Source organism: Sulfitobacter sp. TCYB15, assembly GCF_040435955.1.
Lineage (GTDB): Bacteria > Pseudomonadota > Alphaproteobacteria > Rhodobacterales > Rhodobacteraceae > Sulfitobacter > Sulfitobacter pontiacus.
Map to the genome: position 1 here is coordinate 143,894 of NZ_CP159195.1, position 17,186 is coordinate 161,079.

Annotated in this window: 18 protein-coding genes; 4 read left to right on the plus strand and 14 right to left on the minus strand. The window is 59.4% G+C overall.

Translation table 11 applies throughout. From position 1 onward, the window contains the following. Positions 1-33: 33 nt before the first annotated feature. The 5 genes from ABM428_RS16540 to ABM428_RS16560 form a co-directional block, all read right to left on the minus strand. Positions 34-1,344, minus strand: coding sequence for a TRAP transporter large permease (locus ABM428_RS16540; RefSeq protein WP_132998002.1), 1,311 nt, complete (start codon positions 1,342-1,344; stop codon positions 34-36). Further along, positions 1,341-1,835: a TRAP transporter small permease gene (locus tag ABM428_RS16545; RefSeq protein ID WP_005848940.1), complete on the minus strand. Its 495-nt coding sequence runs from the start codon at positions 1,833-1,835 to the stop codon at positions 1,341-1,343. The genes ABM428_RS16540 and ABM428_RS16545 overlap by 4 nt, the downstream gene beginning before the upstream one ends. Positions 1,836-1,909: 74 nt before the next feature. Beyond that, the gene (locus ABM428_RS16550) at positions 1,910-2,902 is read right to left on the minus strand and encodes a TRAP transporter substrate-binding protein (protein WP_353628576.1); all 993 of its coding nucleotides are present in this window, start codon (positions 2,900-2,902) and stop codon (positions 1,910-1,912) included. A 166-nt stretch (positions 2,903-3,068) separates the two neighbouring features. Beyond that, on the minus strand, positions 3,069-4,574 hold the full coding sequence (locus ABM428_RS16555; RefSeq protein WP_353628577.1) for an aldehyde dehydrogenase (NADP(+)): 1,506 nt from the start codon (positions 4,572-4,574) through the stop codon (positions 3,069-3,071). 71 nt (positions 4,575-4,645) lie between these two features. Next, on the minus strand, positions 4,646-5,392 hold the full coding sequence (locus ABM428_RS16560) for an SDR family NAD(P)-dependent oxidoreductase (RefSeq protein ID WP_005848946.1): 747 nt from the start codon (positions 5,390-5,392) through the stop codon (positions 4,646-4,648). Positions 5,393-5,763: 371 nt separating this feature from the next. On the opposite strand from ABM428_RS16560, the gene ABM428_RS16565 reads away from it, so the two are divergent. Then, positions 5,764-6,111 (plus strand): cupin domain-containing protein, encoded by a 348-nt coding sequence (locus tag ABM428_RS16565; protein WP_353628578.1) that lies wholly within the window; start codon positions 5,764-5,766, stop codon positions 6,109-6,111. A 4-nt stretch (positions 6,112-6,115) separates the two neighbouring features. Here ABM428_RS16565 and ABM428_RS16570 read toward each other — a convergent pair whose 3' ends face one another. The 5 genes from ABM428_RS16570 to ABM428_RS16590 form a co-directional block, all read right to left on the minus strand. Further along, the gene (locus tag ABM428_RS16570; protein WP_050752188.1) at positions 6,116-6,859 is read right to left on the minus strand and encodes a FadR/GntR family transcriptional regulator; all 744 of its coding nucleotides are present in this window, start codon (positions 6,857-6,859) and stop codon (positions 6,116-6,118) included. Then, positions 6,835-7,551, minus strand: a complete 717-nt coding sequence (locus tag ABM428_RS16575) for a ribonuclease activity regulator RraA (RefSeq protein ID WP_005848951.1) — start codon at positions 7,549-7,551, stop codon at positions 6,835-6,837. Before ABM428_RS16575 ends, ABM428_RS16570 begins: the two co-directional genes overlap by 25 nt. Positions 7,552-7,609: 58 nt before the next feature. Then, positions 7,610-8,890 (minus strand): TRAP transporter large permease, encoded by a 1,281-nt coding sequence (locus ABM428_RS16580; protein ID WP_005848953.1) that lies wholly within the window; start codon positions 8,888-8,890, stop codon positions 7,610-7,612. 2 nt (positions 8,891-8,892) lie between these two features. Further along, positions 8,893-9,423, minus strand: a complete 531-nt coding sequence (locus ABM428_RS16585) for a TRAP transporter small permease (RefSeq protein WP_235602549.1) — start codon at positions 9,421-9,423, stop codon at positions 8,893-8,895. A gap of 71 nt (positions 9,424-9,494) precedes the next feature. Beyond that, on the minus strand, positions 9,495-10,490 hold the full coding sequence (locus ABM428_RS16590; protein ID WP_353628579.1) for a TRAP transporter substrate-binding protein: 996 nt from the start codon (positions 10,488-10,490) through the stop codon (positions 9,495-9,497). A 239-nt stretch (positions 10,491-10,729) separates the two neighbouring features. Here ABM428_RS16590 and ABM428_RS16595 point away from each other — a divergent pair, with 239 nt between their 5' ends. The 3 genes from ABM428_RS16595 (at position 10,730) to ABM428_RS16605 (ending at position 13,506) form a co-directional block, all read left to right on the plus strand. Continuing rightward, positions 10,730-11,266, plus strand: a complete 537-nt coding sequence (locus tag ABM428_RS16595; RefSeq protein ID WP_289082144.1) for a redoxin domain-containing protein — start codon at positions 10,730-10,732, stop codon at positions 11,264-11,266. 268 nt (positions 11,267-11,534) lie between these two features. Then, positions 11,535-12,719 carry a sulfite oxidase gene (locus ABM428_RS16600; RefSeq protein WP_353628580.1) on the plus strand — a complete coding sequence of 395 codons (1,185 nt, stop codon included), beginning with the start codon at positions 11,535-11,537 and terminating at the stop codon, positions 12,717-12,719. Between the two features lie 55 nt (positions 12,720-12,774). Then, complete coding sequence (locus tag ABM428_RS16605) at positions 12,775-13,506, plus strand: c-type cytochrome (protein ID WP_353628581.1); 732 nt, start codon at positions 12,775-12,777, stop codon at positions 13,504-13,506. 1 nt (position 13,507) lies between these two features. Here the strand turns inward: ABM428_RS16605 and ABM428_RS16610 are convergent, their stop codons facing one another. The 4 genes from ABM428_RS16610 to ABM428_RS16625 form a co-directional block, all read right to left on the minus strand. Beyond that, positions 13,508-14,248 carry a hypothetical protein gene (locus tag ABM428_RS16610; RefSeq protein ID WP_353628582.1) on the minus strand — a complete coding sequence of 247 codons (741 nt, stop codon included), beginning with the start codon at positions 14,246-14,248 and terminating at the stop codon, positions 13,508-13,510. Beyond that, the gene (locus ABM428_RS16615; protein ID WP_132997919.1) at positions 14,245-14,748 is read right to left on the minus strand and encodes an RNA polymerase sigma factor; all 504 of its coding nucleotides are present in this window, start codon (positions 14,746-14,748) and stop codon (positions 14,245-14,247) included. Before ABM428_RS16615 ends, ABM428_RS16610 begins: the two co-directional genes overlap by 4 nt. Positions 14,749-15,082: 334 nt before the next feature. Continuing rightward, complete coding sequence (locus tag ABM428_RS16620) at positions 15,083-15,448, minus strand: response regulator (protein ID WP_005848967.1); 366 nt, start codon at positions 15,446-15,448, stop codon at positions 15,083-15,085. 9 nt (positions 15,449-15,457) lie between these two features. Next, positions 15,458-17,110: an ATP-binding protein gene (locus ABM428_RS16625; RefSeq protein WP_132997920.1), complete on the minus strand. Its 1,653-nt coding sequence runs from the start codon at positions 17,108-17,110 to the stop codon at positions 15,458-15,460. Positions 17,111-17,186: the final 76 nt, after the last annotated feature.

The following is a 17,186-nucleotide window of genomic DNA, read 5'->3' on the forward strand; positions in this document are numbered from 1 at the left end:
TATCCTATTCGATCAGATGTCTGCGCCGACGGGTCATTGGAATGACATCGGCATGAGCGTGCGCGGCAGCCACAGGGCGATCTGAGGAAAGAGAATGACCAGCAACAAGATCACCAGCATCGGGGCCAGAATGATGCAGACATCCCGCAGCACCTTGACCACATTCATCCCCCCGATCGACGCAGAGATCAGCAGACACAAGCCATAGGGCGGCGTCACCAGACCAAAGGCCAGCGAGATGATCCCGATAATCGCAAAGGCTACCGGATCAATCCCCGCCGCACGCGCCACGGGCAAAAGCACCGTACCCAGAATGATAATGGTCGGGATGGCATCGATGAACAGACCGAAAAACAGGAACAGCGCCGCAATGATCAGCGACGTGCCAATGACGCCAAGCTCGTGCGCGGTCAGCACGTCTACGATCAAACGCGGCACGTTGTAGAACGCCAGCATCCAGCCAAAAGCCGAAGCCGTCCCGATCGCAAAAAGCGAGATCGACGCAAAACGGCCCGTGTCATAGAAGATCCCGCCAAGATCCCGCACCGACACGGTACGATAAACAAAAACCCCAAGGATCAACGCATAGCCCGCCGCGATGATCGCGCTTTCGGTGGGGGTCACAATGCCCCCCACGATGCCGCCGATCACCAGAACCGGGGTCAGCATCGCCAGCGCCGCGCCTTTGAACGCCGACCAGAACTGCCCGAATGTGGGCCGCAGAGTGACGGGGTAGTCGTATTTTTTGGCATAGCCATAGACCGTCGCCATCAGGGCAAAACCGATCAGCAAGCCGGGAATGGCCCCCGCCAGAAACAGCGCGCCGACCGAAATCTGCATGACCCCGCCCCAGACTACCATGAGGATGCTGGGCGGAATGATCACCCCCATCACGGACGAACAGGCCGTGATCGCGATGGCAAAACGGGTGTCATAGCCTTCTTTGACCATCGCGGGGATCAGGATCTTGCCGCAGCCCGCCGCATCCGCTGTGGACGACCCCGAGATACCGGCAAACAGCATCGACACGGCGACATTCACATGCCCCAACCCTCCGGGCATCCAGCCAGTCAGCACGCGGGCAAAATCAATCAGCTTTTGCGTGATCAACCCCGAATTCATCAGGTTCGCCGCCAACAGAAAGAACGGCACGGCAAGCAGGATGAACGAGTTATACGACTGGAACATCCGGTCGATGACGATGAAGGGCGTCAGCCGGATATCCAGCATCACAATCGGAATTGTCGCGATCCCCAAGGCAAAGGCGACCGGCACCCGCAACGCCACCAGCAGGATGAAACCGCCGACAAGAATAAGACAGGCAAGGCCCGTTGAAACGATCATGATACGGCCCGCCCCTCTGTGCGGTAGACCGCAAATGCTTGATACAAACGGTAAAGGGCAAAGACCGCCCAAAGCACACCGGCGATCGGGACAGAGATATGCGTAAACATCAGATTTGCACGCATCATGACCGACGTCTGGTTGCCCCCGAATTTGGCGTAATCAATGCCGTACCATGCGAACAACAGCGCAAACCCCGCGACCAGCCCAAGCACCAGCGCTTGCTGCAAGAACGCCAGCAGCGGATGTTTGGCGCCGGGGATGACCTGAACGTCGAAATGCGTCCCCTCCCACACCGCCAGGGCAGACCCGAGCATCACAACCCATACAAAGATGAACGTGGCCAGCTCTTCGGTCCATAAATAGACGGGGATCACCCCAGTGTAGCGCGCAATCACCTGCAGGCCGACGGGGATCGCCAGTGAAAACATCAGCACCCCCACAACAAAGCGGAGCAAGGATGCGAGCAGTTCCAGACCACGCAGGATCATGTGCTTACCGATCAACTTGAGTGAAAATAAAATCCCCCTCGGGTCGCAAGAACCCAAGGGGGCATCCGCGGGGATTACTTGGCGCGGACCGCTTCAAGCAGCTCCGATGCACCGATCTCGGCGGCATAGGCATCCTGCACCGGCTTGACCATCTCCAGCATCTTGTCGCGGTTTTCGAATTCGGACACGGTTAGCTGACCGGCATCGACCATCTCTTGCAGCTTTACGCCGTCCTCGCGCGATTCCAGCTCGCGGCCAAAGGCCCCTGCCTCTTCGCCTGCTTCAAGCACGGCGGCCTGCAGGTCTGCGGGCAGGCTGTTGAAGGTCTTGCCGCTCATCACGATGGGGCGCACGGTGATCGAATGGCGCGTGAGCGTCAGGTTCGGGGCCACCTCGTAGAACTTGAGGTTCTGAATGCTTGCGGCCTCGTTTTCAAACCCTGCGATGACGCCGGTCTGGATCGCGTTGTAAACCTCGTTATAGGCAATCGCCGAAGGGGCTGCTGTCAACGCCTGGAAGATCTGCGCCTGGATCGGCGCGCCCATGACCCGCATCTTGTGTCCCTTCAGATCATCAAAGGTCACGACAGGGTTTTTGGACAGCAGATTGCGCGTGCCCCCGCCGGTGTAGCCCACGATCTTGATATCGGCTTTCTCCAGCAGCTCGTCCTCCAGCGGCGCAAGCACATCGCTGGACAGGACCGCATTCCAGTGATCCAGATCGCGGAACAGGAACGGCATGTCCATCAGCGGGATGGACGGGGCGAACTTGGCCATGTTGGACGGCGCAAGGATCGTATAGTCAATCGCCACACCCTGGTTCAGGAAGGTGACGTAATCGCTTTCGACGCCAAGCTCCCCGTTCAGACGTAAGTCAAACGTCACATCGCCGTCGTATTTCTCGCCGACCAGTTCCTCGAATTTGCGCAGTGTTTTGGTAAAGGCATGTTCCTCGTCGAACATGCTGGCCCCCCGCAGAACCGTCTCGGCCTGCGCGGTCGCGGTAAAGAGCGTCGCAGCAACGGCGGCACCCGAAACAAGCTGTGCTGTCTTAGTAAAAAATGACATGGTAGTCCTCCCTGATTGTTGCCTGACCAGATACGTGCCTGACCAGATTCTCCCTGACGTGAAATATGTCGTTAGTATTTGTAATGCGTCAAGTTTATTTGTAATTATTTGTATACATCAAGTTTATCAGCGGCTTACCCCCCAAGCGCCGCTGCCCCGCACAGGGTCAAACGACCGGCAGCAGCTCTGCTGGAAGGTCTTGGTAGCAGACAGGGCGCAGGAAACGGCGGATCGCCAGCGTCCCGACCGAGGTCGCGCCAAAGTTGGTCGACGCGGGATAGGGCCCGCCGTGGACCATCGCGCCGCTGACCTCCACGCCCGTGGGAAAGCCGTTGGCCAATATCCGCCCCGCCTTGCGCTCTAGCACCGGCATCAAGGCCTTGGCCGCAGCGGTATCGCCTGCATCCATTTGCAACGTGCAGGTCAGCTGCCCGTCCAGCCCTTTGGCAACCGCGGCCATCTCATCCGCATCGGCCACACGCACGATAATGCCAAGTGGCCCGAAGACCTCATGCGCCAGCGCGTCGCTGTTCAGCCAATCGGTGCCAGAGACCTCGAAGACAGCGGGGGTGACACCACGCGCCTCGCCCCGATCCGAAGAGACGAGCGCGCGCGTACACCCCGCGCGCGCGATACGATCACGCCCGTCGAAATAGGCATCGGCAATCCCCGCCGTCAGCGTTGTTTGGGCAGGGCTGTCGTGCAAGGCGGCGACAGCGGCATCGCGGAAGGCATCGGCACCGGGGCCGTCAGTGACCACCACCACGCCGGGGTTCGTGCAGAACTGCCCTGCCCCCATCGTCAACGACGCGGCCCACCCCGCGCCGATCTCTGCGCCACGGGCGGAGGCTGCGGCGGGCAGTACAAAGACCGGGTTGATCGACCCCAGCTCGCCAAAAAACGGAATGGGTTCGGGCCGCTGCGCGCATAGATCAAACAGCGCCCGTCCGCCGCGCAGTGATCCGGTAAAGCCGACGGCCTTGATCAACGGATGCTGCACCAGCGCCTGCCCGACCTCTAGCCCGCCCCCCTGGATCAACGAGAATACTCCCGCGGGAATGTCGCAAGCTGTAATGGCGGCGGCAATCGCTGCGGCCACGACCTCTGCCGTGCCGGGGTGCGCGTGGTGCCCCCTGACAACCACCGGACAGCCCGCCGCCAAGGCCGACGCCGTATCCCCGCCTGCCGTCGAGAAAGCGAGCGGGAAGTTCGACGCCCCGAAGACCGCAACAGGGCCAATCGGGCGCTGGATCATCCGCAAATCGGATCGCGGGAAAGGCGTGCGATCCGGCAAGGCCGCATCATGGCGCGCGTCCAGAAACTTGCCTTCAAGGATATGTGTCGCGAACATGCGCAGCTGCCCGGAGGTGCGCCCTGTTTCACCGCGCAAACGCGCGTCTGGCAGGCCGGTTTCCTGAGCGCCGATCAGGGCCAATGTGTCGATACGGGCGTCAACCTCGTCCGCGATCGCATTCAGGAAGGCCGCGCGATCCTGCGCTGTGGTGGCGCTGTAGGCGTCAAACGCATCCTCGGCAGCCTGCGCGGCGCGGTCGACCAGATCAACGGTGCCGGCGGCGAAAATCCGTGGCTCCCCTTCGGCGGGGTCGGATGAAAATTGCTCTGCCGCGCCGGTCCATTCGCCTGCGATCAGGTGTTTGCCCATCAGTTCCATGCTGCGTTCCCTTTAGCTTCTGTCAAAAATCCGGCGGCCGCGTGCATCCGCAGCCGCCGGTCGTGTCGTTGTCAAGAAAACAGCATGCCGCCGTTGATATCGACGTTGGCACCTGTGATGAACGCCGCATCATCCGAGGCAAGGAACACCGCCAGCTTGGCCACATCTTCCGAAGTCCCCTCGCGTTTCACGGGCGAGACATTGGCCACATGGGTGCGCACTTCGGGTTTGGTAAAGATGTTGTGGAAATCGGTATCGATCATCCCCGGGCAAAGCGAATTCACGCGGATTTTCGGACCAAGCTCTTTCGCCAGACCCCGCGTCAGCGTCATCAGCGCCCCCTTTGATGCGCCGTAAGCCGAGGCACCGGGCCCGCCGCCATCGCGACCGGCCTGCGACGCGAGCCCGACAATCGACGACCCTTCGGTCATATGGGGCAGACATTCACGCACCATCAGCACAAAGGATGTCAGGTTCACGTCCATGACCGACTGCCAGTGATCCAGCGTCATCTCCGACATGGTGACCCGCGCGACCAGCCCGCCCGTGACGTGGACAAGCGTATCGACCTGTCCGAATTCCTTGACGGTCTTTTCTACCAACGCGGCAACATCGGCCTCTTTGGTCATATCGCCCTGCAGCGCGAAGGCATTGCCGCCCGCCGCCTTGATCTCGGCGACCGCGCTGTCGGCCCCTTCAGAGCTTGCCATATAGTTAATCGCCACATTCGCGCCCCGCGCCGCGAGCTCAAGCACACAGGCGCGGCCGATATCGCGGCCACCGCCGGTTACAATTGCGGTTTTCCCTTTGAGGTCCATGATCGTCTCCTGAATATAAAATTCTGCGGAGGAACCTGACCGAGCAGTGCTCTCCGCGTCTCCCTTCGATGCACAATGGGGTTCAAGGGCGGCGATGCACGCCCAACAACTGCATTATCCGTCCCCTTGCTTAGGGCAAACCTCGGGGCGCGACAATACAAATTATTACAAATATAGAGATTGGTAAGTCGCGAAGGTCTTTGACCCCAGCGGAAAAGCCCGAGAAAACAGTAGAATATCCACCTGATTAGGCCCAAAAACCTATGATGATCGTTGCGGACTACGGCAAGCCTCTCACCCAAATCTGTTGACAACATCCAATAATGGTTACAAATTATTACATCTGATAAACGCCTGAGGGAGGCATACCAATGGACACCACAGCAGACGCATCACAGAGTTGGATGACCTCTGGCCCCGGCGCGCAGCGGCGCATCTTGTGTCAGGACAAAGCGCTGATGATGGTAGAGTTCATGTTCGAAAAGGACGGCGTCGGCGTGCCGCATTCGCACCCCCATGTGCAGACGACCTTCGTGTCCTCTGGCCAGTTCGAATTCACCGTTGGGGGCGACACGCAGATCCTGAACCCCGGCGATGCGTTGATCATCCCATCGAACGTCGAACACTCCTGCCTGTGCTTGCAGGCGGGGAAACTGCTCGACAGTTTTGCACCGCGGCGGGATGATTTCATGGCGGCCCACGGGCTACCGCTAGAGTAAGCGATTAGCCTTCGAACACACGGTTCTTTGCATTCTCGACATGGGCGCGCATGGCGGCACGGGCTTCGGCCTGATCCCGTGCGATGATCGCGGCGAGGATGCGGCGGTGTTCTTGCTGGACAAGCTCCATCCGCTCGCGCGGTTTGCTGAGCGACAGGTTCCGCGTCAGGTTAAGGCCGGTCAGGATGTTCGACTTCATTGAGGTGCGCGCAGTTGCGAAATACTGGTTGCCGGACGCCTCGCAGATCGCCTGATGAAAGGCCTCGTCTGCTTCGACGCCCAACTCCCCTTCGCGAATGCAGCGGTCCAGCTCCTTGAAATGCGCGCGCAGCTTGGCCAGATCCGCTTCTGTATGGCGCACGGCGGCAAGGAACGCCGCCTCCCCCTCGATCGCGGCGCGGAATTCGAAGGTGCGCTGGATATCAGCGATGGACCCCACGGGCGCAAAGGTCAGCACCGCCGTATCGGGGCGGCGCTGCACGAATGACCCGGACCCCTGCCGCGACACCACCACGCCGTCTTCGCGCAGTTGCTTGAGCGCCTGACGCAGCACCGGCCGGGACACCTCCAGCATCTCGCTCATGGCGTGTTCCGTCGGCAGCTTATCCCCGACCGCGGTCTCCCCGCTGGAGATCATCGCGAGGATTTTCTCGTAGGCGTGATCCGCGAGCGTGCGTTCCTTGGCGGGCTTGCCCATGGCGGAACGGCTCGCATCTGCGCCTGCTACCGGTTGTTTTGTTCCCGCCATGCTTTGAATTCGTCCTTCGTTGCCGGATCTGTCGGTGGGTAAAGCCCAAAAATCGAAGCACCATTTTGCACCATTTCCAGAACGAAGTCTTCGAAAACGGTCATCTCTTCGGTTTCTGACGCTATTTCTGCCACCAGATGCTTGGGGATGCAAACGACGCCTTCATTGTCGCCCACGATAATATCACCCGGAAAGACGGAAACACCGCCACATGCGATAGGATCATTGATCGCGACGGCGTGGTGTTTGGTCAGGTTTGTCGGCGCACTGGGGCGCGTGTGATAGGCGGGCATCTCCAGCGCCGAAATTTCGGGCGTGTCGCGGAACCCCCCGTCGGTGACGATCCCCTTGCAGCCGCGCTTCATCAATCGGGTGGCCAGAATACACCCCGCCGACGCCGCCGTTGAATCGCGCCGCGAGTCGATCATGAAGACGGACCCGGGGGGGCATTCCTCTACGCCCTTGCGCTGCGGGTTGGCGCGGTCCGCGAAAGACTCTAGCCCGTCCAGATCCTCGCGCGCGGGAATATAGCGCAGGGTGTAGGCCGGCCCGACCATATTCGGCCCGGGGTTCATACGGTACGGCCCCTGAATAAAGACGTTACGAAAGCCGCGCTTGAACAATGCGGTGGTCAGCGTTGCCGTGCTGACATGCATGAGCTTTTCAAGGAGTTCTGGCGTCGGTTCAGTCATGGTGAATACTTTCTACTATGGTATTTCGGGCGTTTTGAAAGGCGTGGAAAAGATCGGCTCATTCAAGCAATGAGGGCAGGAACAGCGACACCGCAGGGACATATGTGACCAGCAAGAGCGCCATCAGAATGGCCAGGTAAAAGGGCCATATGGTCCTGAGCGTTTCCTCGATCTTGACCCTGCCGACGGCACAGCCCACGAACAGACAGGTGCCAACGGGGGGCGTGCACAGACCAAGCCCGAGGTTGACCAGCAGCATGATCCCGAACTGGGTGGGGTCCATGCCAAGATCGCGCACAATGGGCAGGAAGATCGGGGTGCAGATCAGGATCAGCGCGGCCATATCCATGATCATCCCCAGCACCAGCAGCATGATGTTGATCATCAGCAGAACGGCGATCTTTTCTTCCGAGATGCCAAGCATGAAGCTGCTCAGCTTTTCGGGCACCTGATACAGCGCCAGAAGATAGGCGAATGAACTGGCAAAACCGATCAGCACCATGACCATCGCGGTTGTGCGCACGGCAGAGACGACGGCGGTCTTGAACCCGTTCCAGTCAAGGCTGCGATAGACGAAATAGGTCAGCAGCAGCGCATAGATCGCACCGAAGGCACCGGATTCAGTCACGGTGAAAATACCCGACAGCACCCCGCCTACGATAATTACAGCCGTCACCAGACCCGGCAGCGCATGCAGCGATGCAACGCCGACCGCACGCCAGCCGGGGAAGGGCTCCGCCGGATAGTTACGTTTGATCGCAATGACATAGGCCGCCACCGCAAGGCACAGACACATCAGCATGCCAGGCACCACCCCCGCGAGGAACAGCTTCGAGATAGAGATCCCCCCGCCTGCGGCCACCGCAAAGATAATCATATTGTGGCTGGGCGGAATAACGATGCCTGCAATCGATGATGTAACGGTCACGTTCACCGCGTAATCGGAATGATAGCCCCGTTCCTTCATGACAGGGATCAGAATAGACCCAAGCGCCGAGATATCAGCCACAGCCGATCCCGAAATCCCGCCGAACAACATGCTGGAAAAGATGTTCACCGATGCCAGACCGCCGCGCACGTGACCCACAAGGGCCGAGGCGAACTTGACCAGACGCATCGCGATACCGCCGTGCAGCATCAGCTCGCCTGCGAAAACGAAGAACGGGATCGCCAGCAGCGAGAAGACAGAGATGCCGGAAACCGACCGTTGAAAGGTGATCAGCAGCGGAAAACCTTCGTACCAAAAGGCGGTCAGGGCTGCGATACCCATTGCAAAGGCGACGGGGATACCGATCACGACGGAGACACCGAAAATGCCAAGAAGGATTGTCAGACCCATGATTAAAACAGACCTTTTTCATGATAGGGGATACCGCGCAGAAGACAGGCGATCCGAAACACCGCGCGCAGTCCGGCAAATAGAAAGACAAGCCCGCCGCACATCGCAGCCGACAAGGACCGGAAACTCTCGGGGATGTTCAGCATGGGGAGCATTGTGCTCCACCCGAATTTCACCAGTTCAATACTTGCGACCAGCATGATCAGGCCAAAACCGGCAAGGACGATATCAATGACGAGTTTCAGGAAATTACTGACCCGCCAGCCCATCATGTCGCGGAACAGCGTCACCCCGAGATGCGTGTTCTCATGGATCCCGACCGCCGCGCCCAGATAGGTCACATAGCAGATCAGCAAAAGCGCCAGCTGTTCGACCCATGTCGGTGTGACGTTCAAGACATAGCGCCCGAACACCAGCCAGCCGAAGGTCGCGATCAGCACGACGATGGCGATAGAGGCCGCGAGCATGCAAAGAAAACTCAGCCCGTCGAGCGCACGCTCGGTATGCTTCATCCAGAGGGGTGCGTGTTCCACGGCCCTATTCCTTTGTGAGAGAAGGGGTGCGCCCCGTTACAACAGGGCGCACGATTGTCCGGCCGCGCTAATCAGTCAGCGTTGCGGAACAGATTGACGAGATCCGTCATCTCTGGATTGGCCGCCAGATACTTTTCGTAGACGGGCACCATCGCTTCCTGGAACGCCGATTTGTCGGCGATCTCGTTCACTTCGACGCCACCGTCCATGATGATCTTCATCGACGCCGCCTCGCGTTCGCCCCAGAGTTTGCGCTGCAGATCGGTGGAGTTTTTACCGGCGGTTTTCACGATTTCCTGCTGTTTTGGTGTCAGACCGTCAAAGGTCTTTTTGCTCATGCACAGACATTCGGGAATGATCAGGTGCTGGGTTAACGAATAGTATTTCGCAACCTCGAAGTGGCTGGTGGATTCATAAGACGGCGGGTTGTTCTCTGCCCCGTCAACAACGCCCGTCTTGATCGACTGGTAGACTTCCGCAAAGGCCATCGGGGTGGCGTTGCCGCCCATGGATTCGATCATGCCGACGAACAGATCGTTGTTCATCACGCGCACTTTCATGCCTTGCACGTCTTCGGGCGTATTGATCGGCTTGACCGAGTTATAGAAAGACCGCGCGCCGGCGTCATAGTAACCAAGGGGGACGATCCCCTTTTCCTCTAGCGCTTCCCCAAGTGCGGCACCGGGTTCGCCGTCCATCAGCTCATACATCTGTGGCACGCTTTTGAACACGAAGGGCAAGGACACGACGTTGGTCGCAGGCACGGCCTGACCCATCGGCCCAAGGCTGAAGACGCCAAAATCCATGATCCCGAGACGCAGCTGTTCAATCGCATCGGGCTGCGAGCCCAGAACGCCAGCGTGGAACACCTTGCCCTTGATCTCGCCCCCGGTCTTTTCGGTGACCTCTTCCATGAAGGCTTCCATACCGTGCGATACGGGGTAATCCTCGACGTGGATATTCCAGCCGCGCCAGTCTTTTGCCTGCGCCGTCACGGGCATGACAGCCAGCGTCGATGCCGCGGCAATCGCAAAGGCACCACGGGTGATGATTTTATTCAGTTTCATATTTGTTTCCTCCCAAAGACAAATTATTGCAAAAGTGATCACATGACTTACAAATATTTACAAGTACTATTTTTCGAGTTTTAATGGGGACGCGCCCGACCTTGTCGTTTTGATCTTCGCTGCGCCGGCCCAAAAATTTAGAATTTTAAAGGGCTTAAGGTCTGCGAAGAGACGACTAAGGCGACGGAAATTTCGCCCCTGCTGCACGGGCGGGCCAACACATAGGAAGAGATAGATACATGACAAATTCGCATTCCAACCAGACAACCAAACTACAGGCGGGCACCGCCTTTCCCGTGTTCGAGGTGCCTAAATTCGGCGGCGGCACCATGACGGTGGGCGGCGCGACCGACGGCTGGACGCTGCTCATCGTATACCGTGGCAAGCATTGCGGACGCTGCAAGACCTACCTCAGCAAGCTGGAACACAACTATGCAAAGTGGGAAGACGCGGGTTTTGCGGTGAAATGTGTCTCGGCCGACCCGCTGGAGAAAGTCAGCGATGATGTCGCGCGCTTCGGGTGGACCTTCGACATCGGCTACGACCTGCAAGAGAGTGACATGCGCGCCATGGGGCTTTACGTCAGCGACCCTCTGTCTTCGCAGGAAACCGACCGTCGCTTTGCAGAGCCCGGTATTTTCTGCCTGCGCCCCGACGGCACGACGCAGATCATAGCCATCTCTAACGGTCCGGCGGCGCGCCCCGATCTGGATGAACTTCTCGACGGGATGATATTCACGATCAACAACGACAAACCTGTCCGCGGGAACGCCTGAACCCGGCCTGAGCCTGCACAGCGCAAGACAGCCAAGAGGAGCACCCCCAATACAACACAACGGCTCCCGCTAGGCGACAGACCCGAGTTCTGCCAAACCGCTGGATACAGCGGGCCTGCGCGAACGGGCACCGATCCAGCGGGCGCCCCCAAACTTTATCGAAAGTTATTTTGTCACGCGGGAATAAACCGCACCCCCCGGACGTCACTTGGTCATAGAGCCTTTGCCCACGATGCAGAGCAAAGGCCCGGAACCACGGGAGGAAGACATGAAAGTCATTGAAAACGTTAAGCGTCGGCACTTTTTGATCGGATCGGCAGGCACGATGGCAGCCGTCGCGGTCGGGGCACCGGCGTTGGCACAATCAGGCGCAGAGCCTTTGCCGGATTACGTCGCCTGGAAAGACGCCGAGGACATGATCGTCCATTCCAAGCAGACGCTCGAGACGAAACGCGCCGCACAGGGGTCAGAGCTGATCACCCCCACGACCGAACTTTACATCCGCAACAACTTGCCCGCCCCCTCGGACAAGATCGTTGCCGATCGCGATGCCTGGGAGGTCGAGATCGACGGTGTTGCAAACCCCGGCAAGATGACCGTCGGTGCGTTGAAAACGCTTGGCGTCGAAACGGTGGTCTGCGTGCTGCAATGCTCGGGCAACGGGCGCGCCTTCTTCGATCACGAGACGAGCGGGTCGCAGTGGTCTGTCGGGGCGGCGGGCAATGTCGTGTGGACAGGCGTGCCCGTGCGCGCCGTTATTGACGCAATGGGTGGCGCCGACGCAGATGCCGAGTATCTGACCGGCACGGGCGGAGAGGACATTCCCCAAGGGCTGCCGCCTGAATCGATCCAGGTTGAACGCTCTGTCCCCAAGGCTGCGATGGATCGCGCGATCCTCGCGTGGGAGATGAACGGCGAACCCGTGCCGCTGGCGCACGGTGGCCCCCTGCGGCTGATTATCCCGGGCTACTACGGGGTCAACAATATCAAGTATCTCAAACGGTTGGCGCTGACGGTCGAGGAATCGCCCAATAAGATCCAGCAAACCGGCTACCGCGTCCGCCCTGTCGGCGAGAAAGGTGATCCCTCGCAACCCTCCATGTACGAGATGTCCGTGAAATCATGGATCACCGGACCCCTGGTGGATGCCGCAACGGGCAAGGTACAGATCCACGGCGTCGCCATGGGCGGTGTCAGCGGGCTTGAGAAAGTCGAAGTGTCCACCGACGGCGGGCAGACCTGGGCCGATGCGCAGTTTCTGGGCCCTGACCTGGGCCCCTACGCGTGGCGGCCCTTTGTGCTGATCACCGACCTGACGGAAGGCACGCATATGCTGGCCAGCCGGGCAACCAATGCCGGAGGCGACGCCCAGCCAGAGAACTTTCCGCCAAACGAACGCGGTTATGGCAATAACGGATGGCGGGCACATGCCGTCGACGTGACTGTCAGCTGACCCCAAAGACCGGCGGCCTTGGCCGTCGGTCCGACCCTTACCCGGAGACATTGAAATGACCCCATCCCTGACGCCGCGCCTTGGCGGTGCCCTTTTCCTTGCGCTGATCGGCAGCGCAGCAGCAGCCGACGCCTCTCTTGACGCAGGGCGCGCCCTTTTCAACGAGACAGCGCAGCCGCAATGTGCCCTTTGTCACAGCTTGAAAGACGCAGGTGCCGAAGGCGAGATCGGCCCGAACCTTGATGACTTCAAGCCCACCGTCGAACAGGTCCGCGCCGCAGTGACAAGCGGGATCGGCATTATGCCCGGCTTTGCCGAAACGCTGACCGACGCAGAGATCGAAACGCTATCGACCTATGTGGCGACGGTCGCTGGCGGATCAGACCCCGCGGCCAACAGCGACGCCAGCGCGCCGACCGAGGACGCCGCCGCAGCAGAGCCGGAAACCCCCGGTGCCGAGATTCTGGCACAAGGCGATCCCGCCGCGGGCGAGAAGGTGTTCAGGAAGTGCAAAGCCTGTCACACGGTCGAAGAAGATGGCCCAAGCCGCGTCGGGCCAAATCTGTACGGGATCGTCGGTGCCTCGGTCGCGGCGGTGGACGGGTTCCGCTATTCCGGCGCGCTGACCGACCATGGTGACGACTGGACACCCGACCGGCTGGCGGCGTTCCTAGCCAACCCCCGCAAGGCCGTGCCCGGCACCAAGATGAGCTTTGCCGGGCTGCGCAAGCCGGAAGACCAAGCCGATGTGATTGCCTATCTCGCCAGTTTGTCAGACGCCGACTGACCTAACCGACGCAAGGCCGCGCCAAACGAACCGTCTTTGAAAGCGCTGCCATCACGCTTTCAGAGGCGCGTTCGCGCGTTTCGAGCCTAAGATAGCGGGCAATGGCATCGAACCGGGTGCGGTCCATCCCCGTCGCAACGATAATATGGCGCTGTTGGTCCCGGGAATCCCAGCTCGCGATCTGCTTTTCTGACGTACTCTTACCCTCTGGCAGGGCAAACCCGCCGCGCAGGTAGGTCAGCCGACATCCATTCTGGCCCGCATAATGCATGATGTCGCCCTGCTTTGCCACGCGGGACGCGACGGCTGTCAGGTTCGCGCCCTCAAGATCCGGCACACCTGCCAGTCCACCCCCCGCCACGGGGCGCAGATCGCCAGAGCCTACATCATAGGTCTGTGCTGCCAGTTCGGTGTGAATGTCGAAAGCCGTAGGGGAGGCGACGAAGCCAGACCCGAATACCATCGCCAAAGCCACCGCTGCGGCGACAGCGCCGCCCCAAAGCCAAGTTCGCGGGTGCCGGTTGCTGTTTGCAGCCCTCGTTTGCGGCGTAGCGTCTGGGTCATCCAGCACCGGACGCATCAACGCCAAACCGCGCGAAACGCGCCGCACATCCTCAAGCGCCGCAGCCAGCGCAGGTTCGGCTGCCAACCGCGTCTCTAGGCCACGCATTTCCGACGCGTTCAGCGCGCCATCATGGTAGGCGTTGACCTGTTCCCAGTCTTTGTCGTTCAACTCGCTCATGTCTTCCGCGTCACTTCCTGTTTTGCCGTTCCAGCCCCATCGACCATGTCCAGCAACGCCCGACGCGCGCGGCTGATCCGGCTCATCACTGTGCCGTTCGGCACATCCATCACTTTCGCCGCCTCGGCGTATTTCAGGCCCATAATGTCCACAAGGCACAGCACCTCGCGGGTTTCGGGCGGCAGCTTCTCGAACGCCAGCCGGATCAATACATCCCGCGCGGTGTCCGGTCCGCCCGCTTCATCAGATAGACGTTTCTCCTCCGCCGAATATTCACGGCGCACGCGCCTTTTTCTCAGCTCGTCATAATGCAGGTTGCGAATGACGCGGAACATCCACGGGCGCAATTCCTCCAGCAGCTCGGGTCTGCGATCAGATCGCAACCCCCGCTCCACCGCGTCCTGCACCAGATCCTCTGCCGCGTCGCGCGACTGACAGATGGCCGTGGCATAGGCCCTCAACTCAGGCAAAAGAATCTCGATAAGGGTACGCTGCGCCATATCAATCCGTACCGCGTTTTCAGGCCGGATCAAAGCCAACACAGACCGCTGTCGGAATTCTTCGTGCAGTGTCTGGCGTAGGGATTGCGTCGAGAATATCCGTGATGCTTGCCGGAAAAATCGCGGCCCCCGCGGCTGAATCTGAAACGGTATTCAGGTGGCTTCACCGGCTGGGTTTAAGCGTTCGCCATTATTTAACATAACGTTGATTAAAAATTTATAATTCCCGAACAAACGTCCTACCCGTATCAACCTGACAAACAACGACAGTCACAAAGGAAAAAAAAACCGCAGCATTTCCGCCGCGGTTTCTTCATCTAAAGTCTGGCCCTATTCAGGCGATGGCTGCCTTGATCTGGTCGGCGAGCGACATGGGATCAAAGGGTTTGCTGATCACCTCTGTCGCGCCGATGCCGCGCAGTTCTTCCAGCTCGTTCGGCTGGGCACGGGCGGTCATGAAGATCGCGGGTACATTCGCGAAATCCGGATTCTCGCGCAGTTTCTCAAGCGTTTGACGGCCGGTCATGCCGGGCATCATCATATCCAGCAAAAACACATCGGGGATATAGTCCAGCGTCTTTTCAAGCGCCTGTTCGCCGCAGTCGCATTGCTCAACCACGAAATCACCCGACAGTTCGAGTGACATTTTGGCGATTTCGCGAATATCGGCGTCGTCTTCTACGTGAAGCAATTTAATCATACGGGACTCTTATCCAACGTTCTCTAGTCTTTCAAAATCATTCTCTGGCCCAGAATGGCGCGTTTTGACAGGTAAAGTGAAGGTGAAAGTTGTCCCCCGCCCTTCTTTACTGACAAAATCAATCGTACCACCCAAACCTTCAACAATTGCTTTACAGATGCTCAGCCCCAAACCGGTACCGCCTTTGGTCGCCCGGTCGGAATTCGCCATATCTGCAAACCGCTGAAAGATCTTATGCTGGTCTTCGGGCGCAATGCCCATACCCTCATCGCGTACAGACACACATACGTTTTCGGGCGTTTTATCGACGGAGATCTCCACCGTGCCGCCCGGCTTGGAAAACTTCGCAGCATTCGACATCAAGTTGGTTAAAACTTGAATGATACGGTTGGCGTCGGTCTCGATATAGGTGGGCGTATCCACCCCGTGGCACTTGATCTGCAAGCCGAACCGCTGATGGGCGGTCGCATTGGCGCGCAGGGATTCGGCCACCAGTTCCGACAGGTCGGCGGTTTCCAGTTCGAAATCCAGACGCCCGGAGGAGATCTTCTCCATATCCAGAATGTCGTTGATGATCAGCACCAGACGATCGGCATTGCGATGCGCGATCTCCAGCAAGCCCTCGGCCTTGGGCGGCAGCTGGCCCGCGGCTTTCGACAACAGCAGCCCCATCGACCCTTTGATCGAGGTCAAGGGCGACCGAAGTTCATGGCTGACCATAGAGATGAAATCCGCCTGCAGCCGCTCTTGTTCAAGCCGTTCGGTGATGTCGTGCAGCATGATCAGCAGACGCCCGTCGACTGTCCCCTTGTTGAGCCACTTGATCGACCCTTCAAAGTTCGTGCCCGATATCGTTGCGCTGAACGTCATATAGGTGTCGCCGATATCCATCATCCGTAGACAGGCGTCGAGCACATCCTCGCAGCCGCGCTCGGCCGCCATATCGCGCACCGTTTGCCCGTTCTTGGGCCGCGTCGACCAGCCGAACCGCGCCTTGGCGGCAAGGTTCATATAGCGCAACTCAAGGTTGTCTTCGGACACGATCCAGATGTCGTCGCGCAGCTCGTGCAAGGTCATTGCCGTGTCGCGTCGCGCGATCAGCTTGGTGGTAGATGTGATGTCCGTCCGCGCCGAGATCGACCCGATCCAGCGGCCATTCGCATCCAGCAACGGGGTCACTGTCGTCTGTGTCACGCAGTTTGACCCGTCGCGATTGCGCAGCGTCGTTTCACCCTGCCAGCTTTTGCCCTGCCGCAGCAGATCGCGGATTTCAGTGGCGGTGGTTCTATTGTCCTTGGAATACAGCATCGCGACCGGTTTGCCGATCAGCTCTTTGCGGGTATAGCCGGTTGCCTCTAGCAACAGGTCGTTCACCTCGACCAGCAGGTTATCGGTGTCGACCACGTTTACCATCGTGTGCATCTTTAGCACACGCAGCTGTTGGGCGACGCTGTCATCAACCGTCGCACGCGCCGGCGTGGCCCGCACATTCGCGGCGATCAGCGGCACCAGACTGGCAATGGCGATGGCCCCGATAACCGGAACGGTTTGCGCCGGTGTGCCCGACAGCAGCGCCGAGGTCGCGGCATACCACCCCCCAGCCAAGGCCGATCCGGCGACGAAACCGGTCGCACTATGGCGCTTCTTTCCGTTCCAAGACATATCGCGTCCTTACTTACAAAAAGAAGGCACCATCCCTAGCCAAGCACCCTCTCCATCCCTTGCGCCATCATAGACA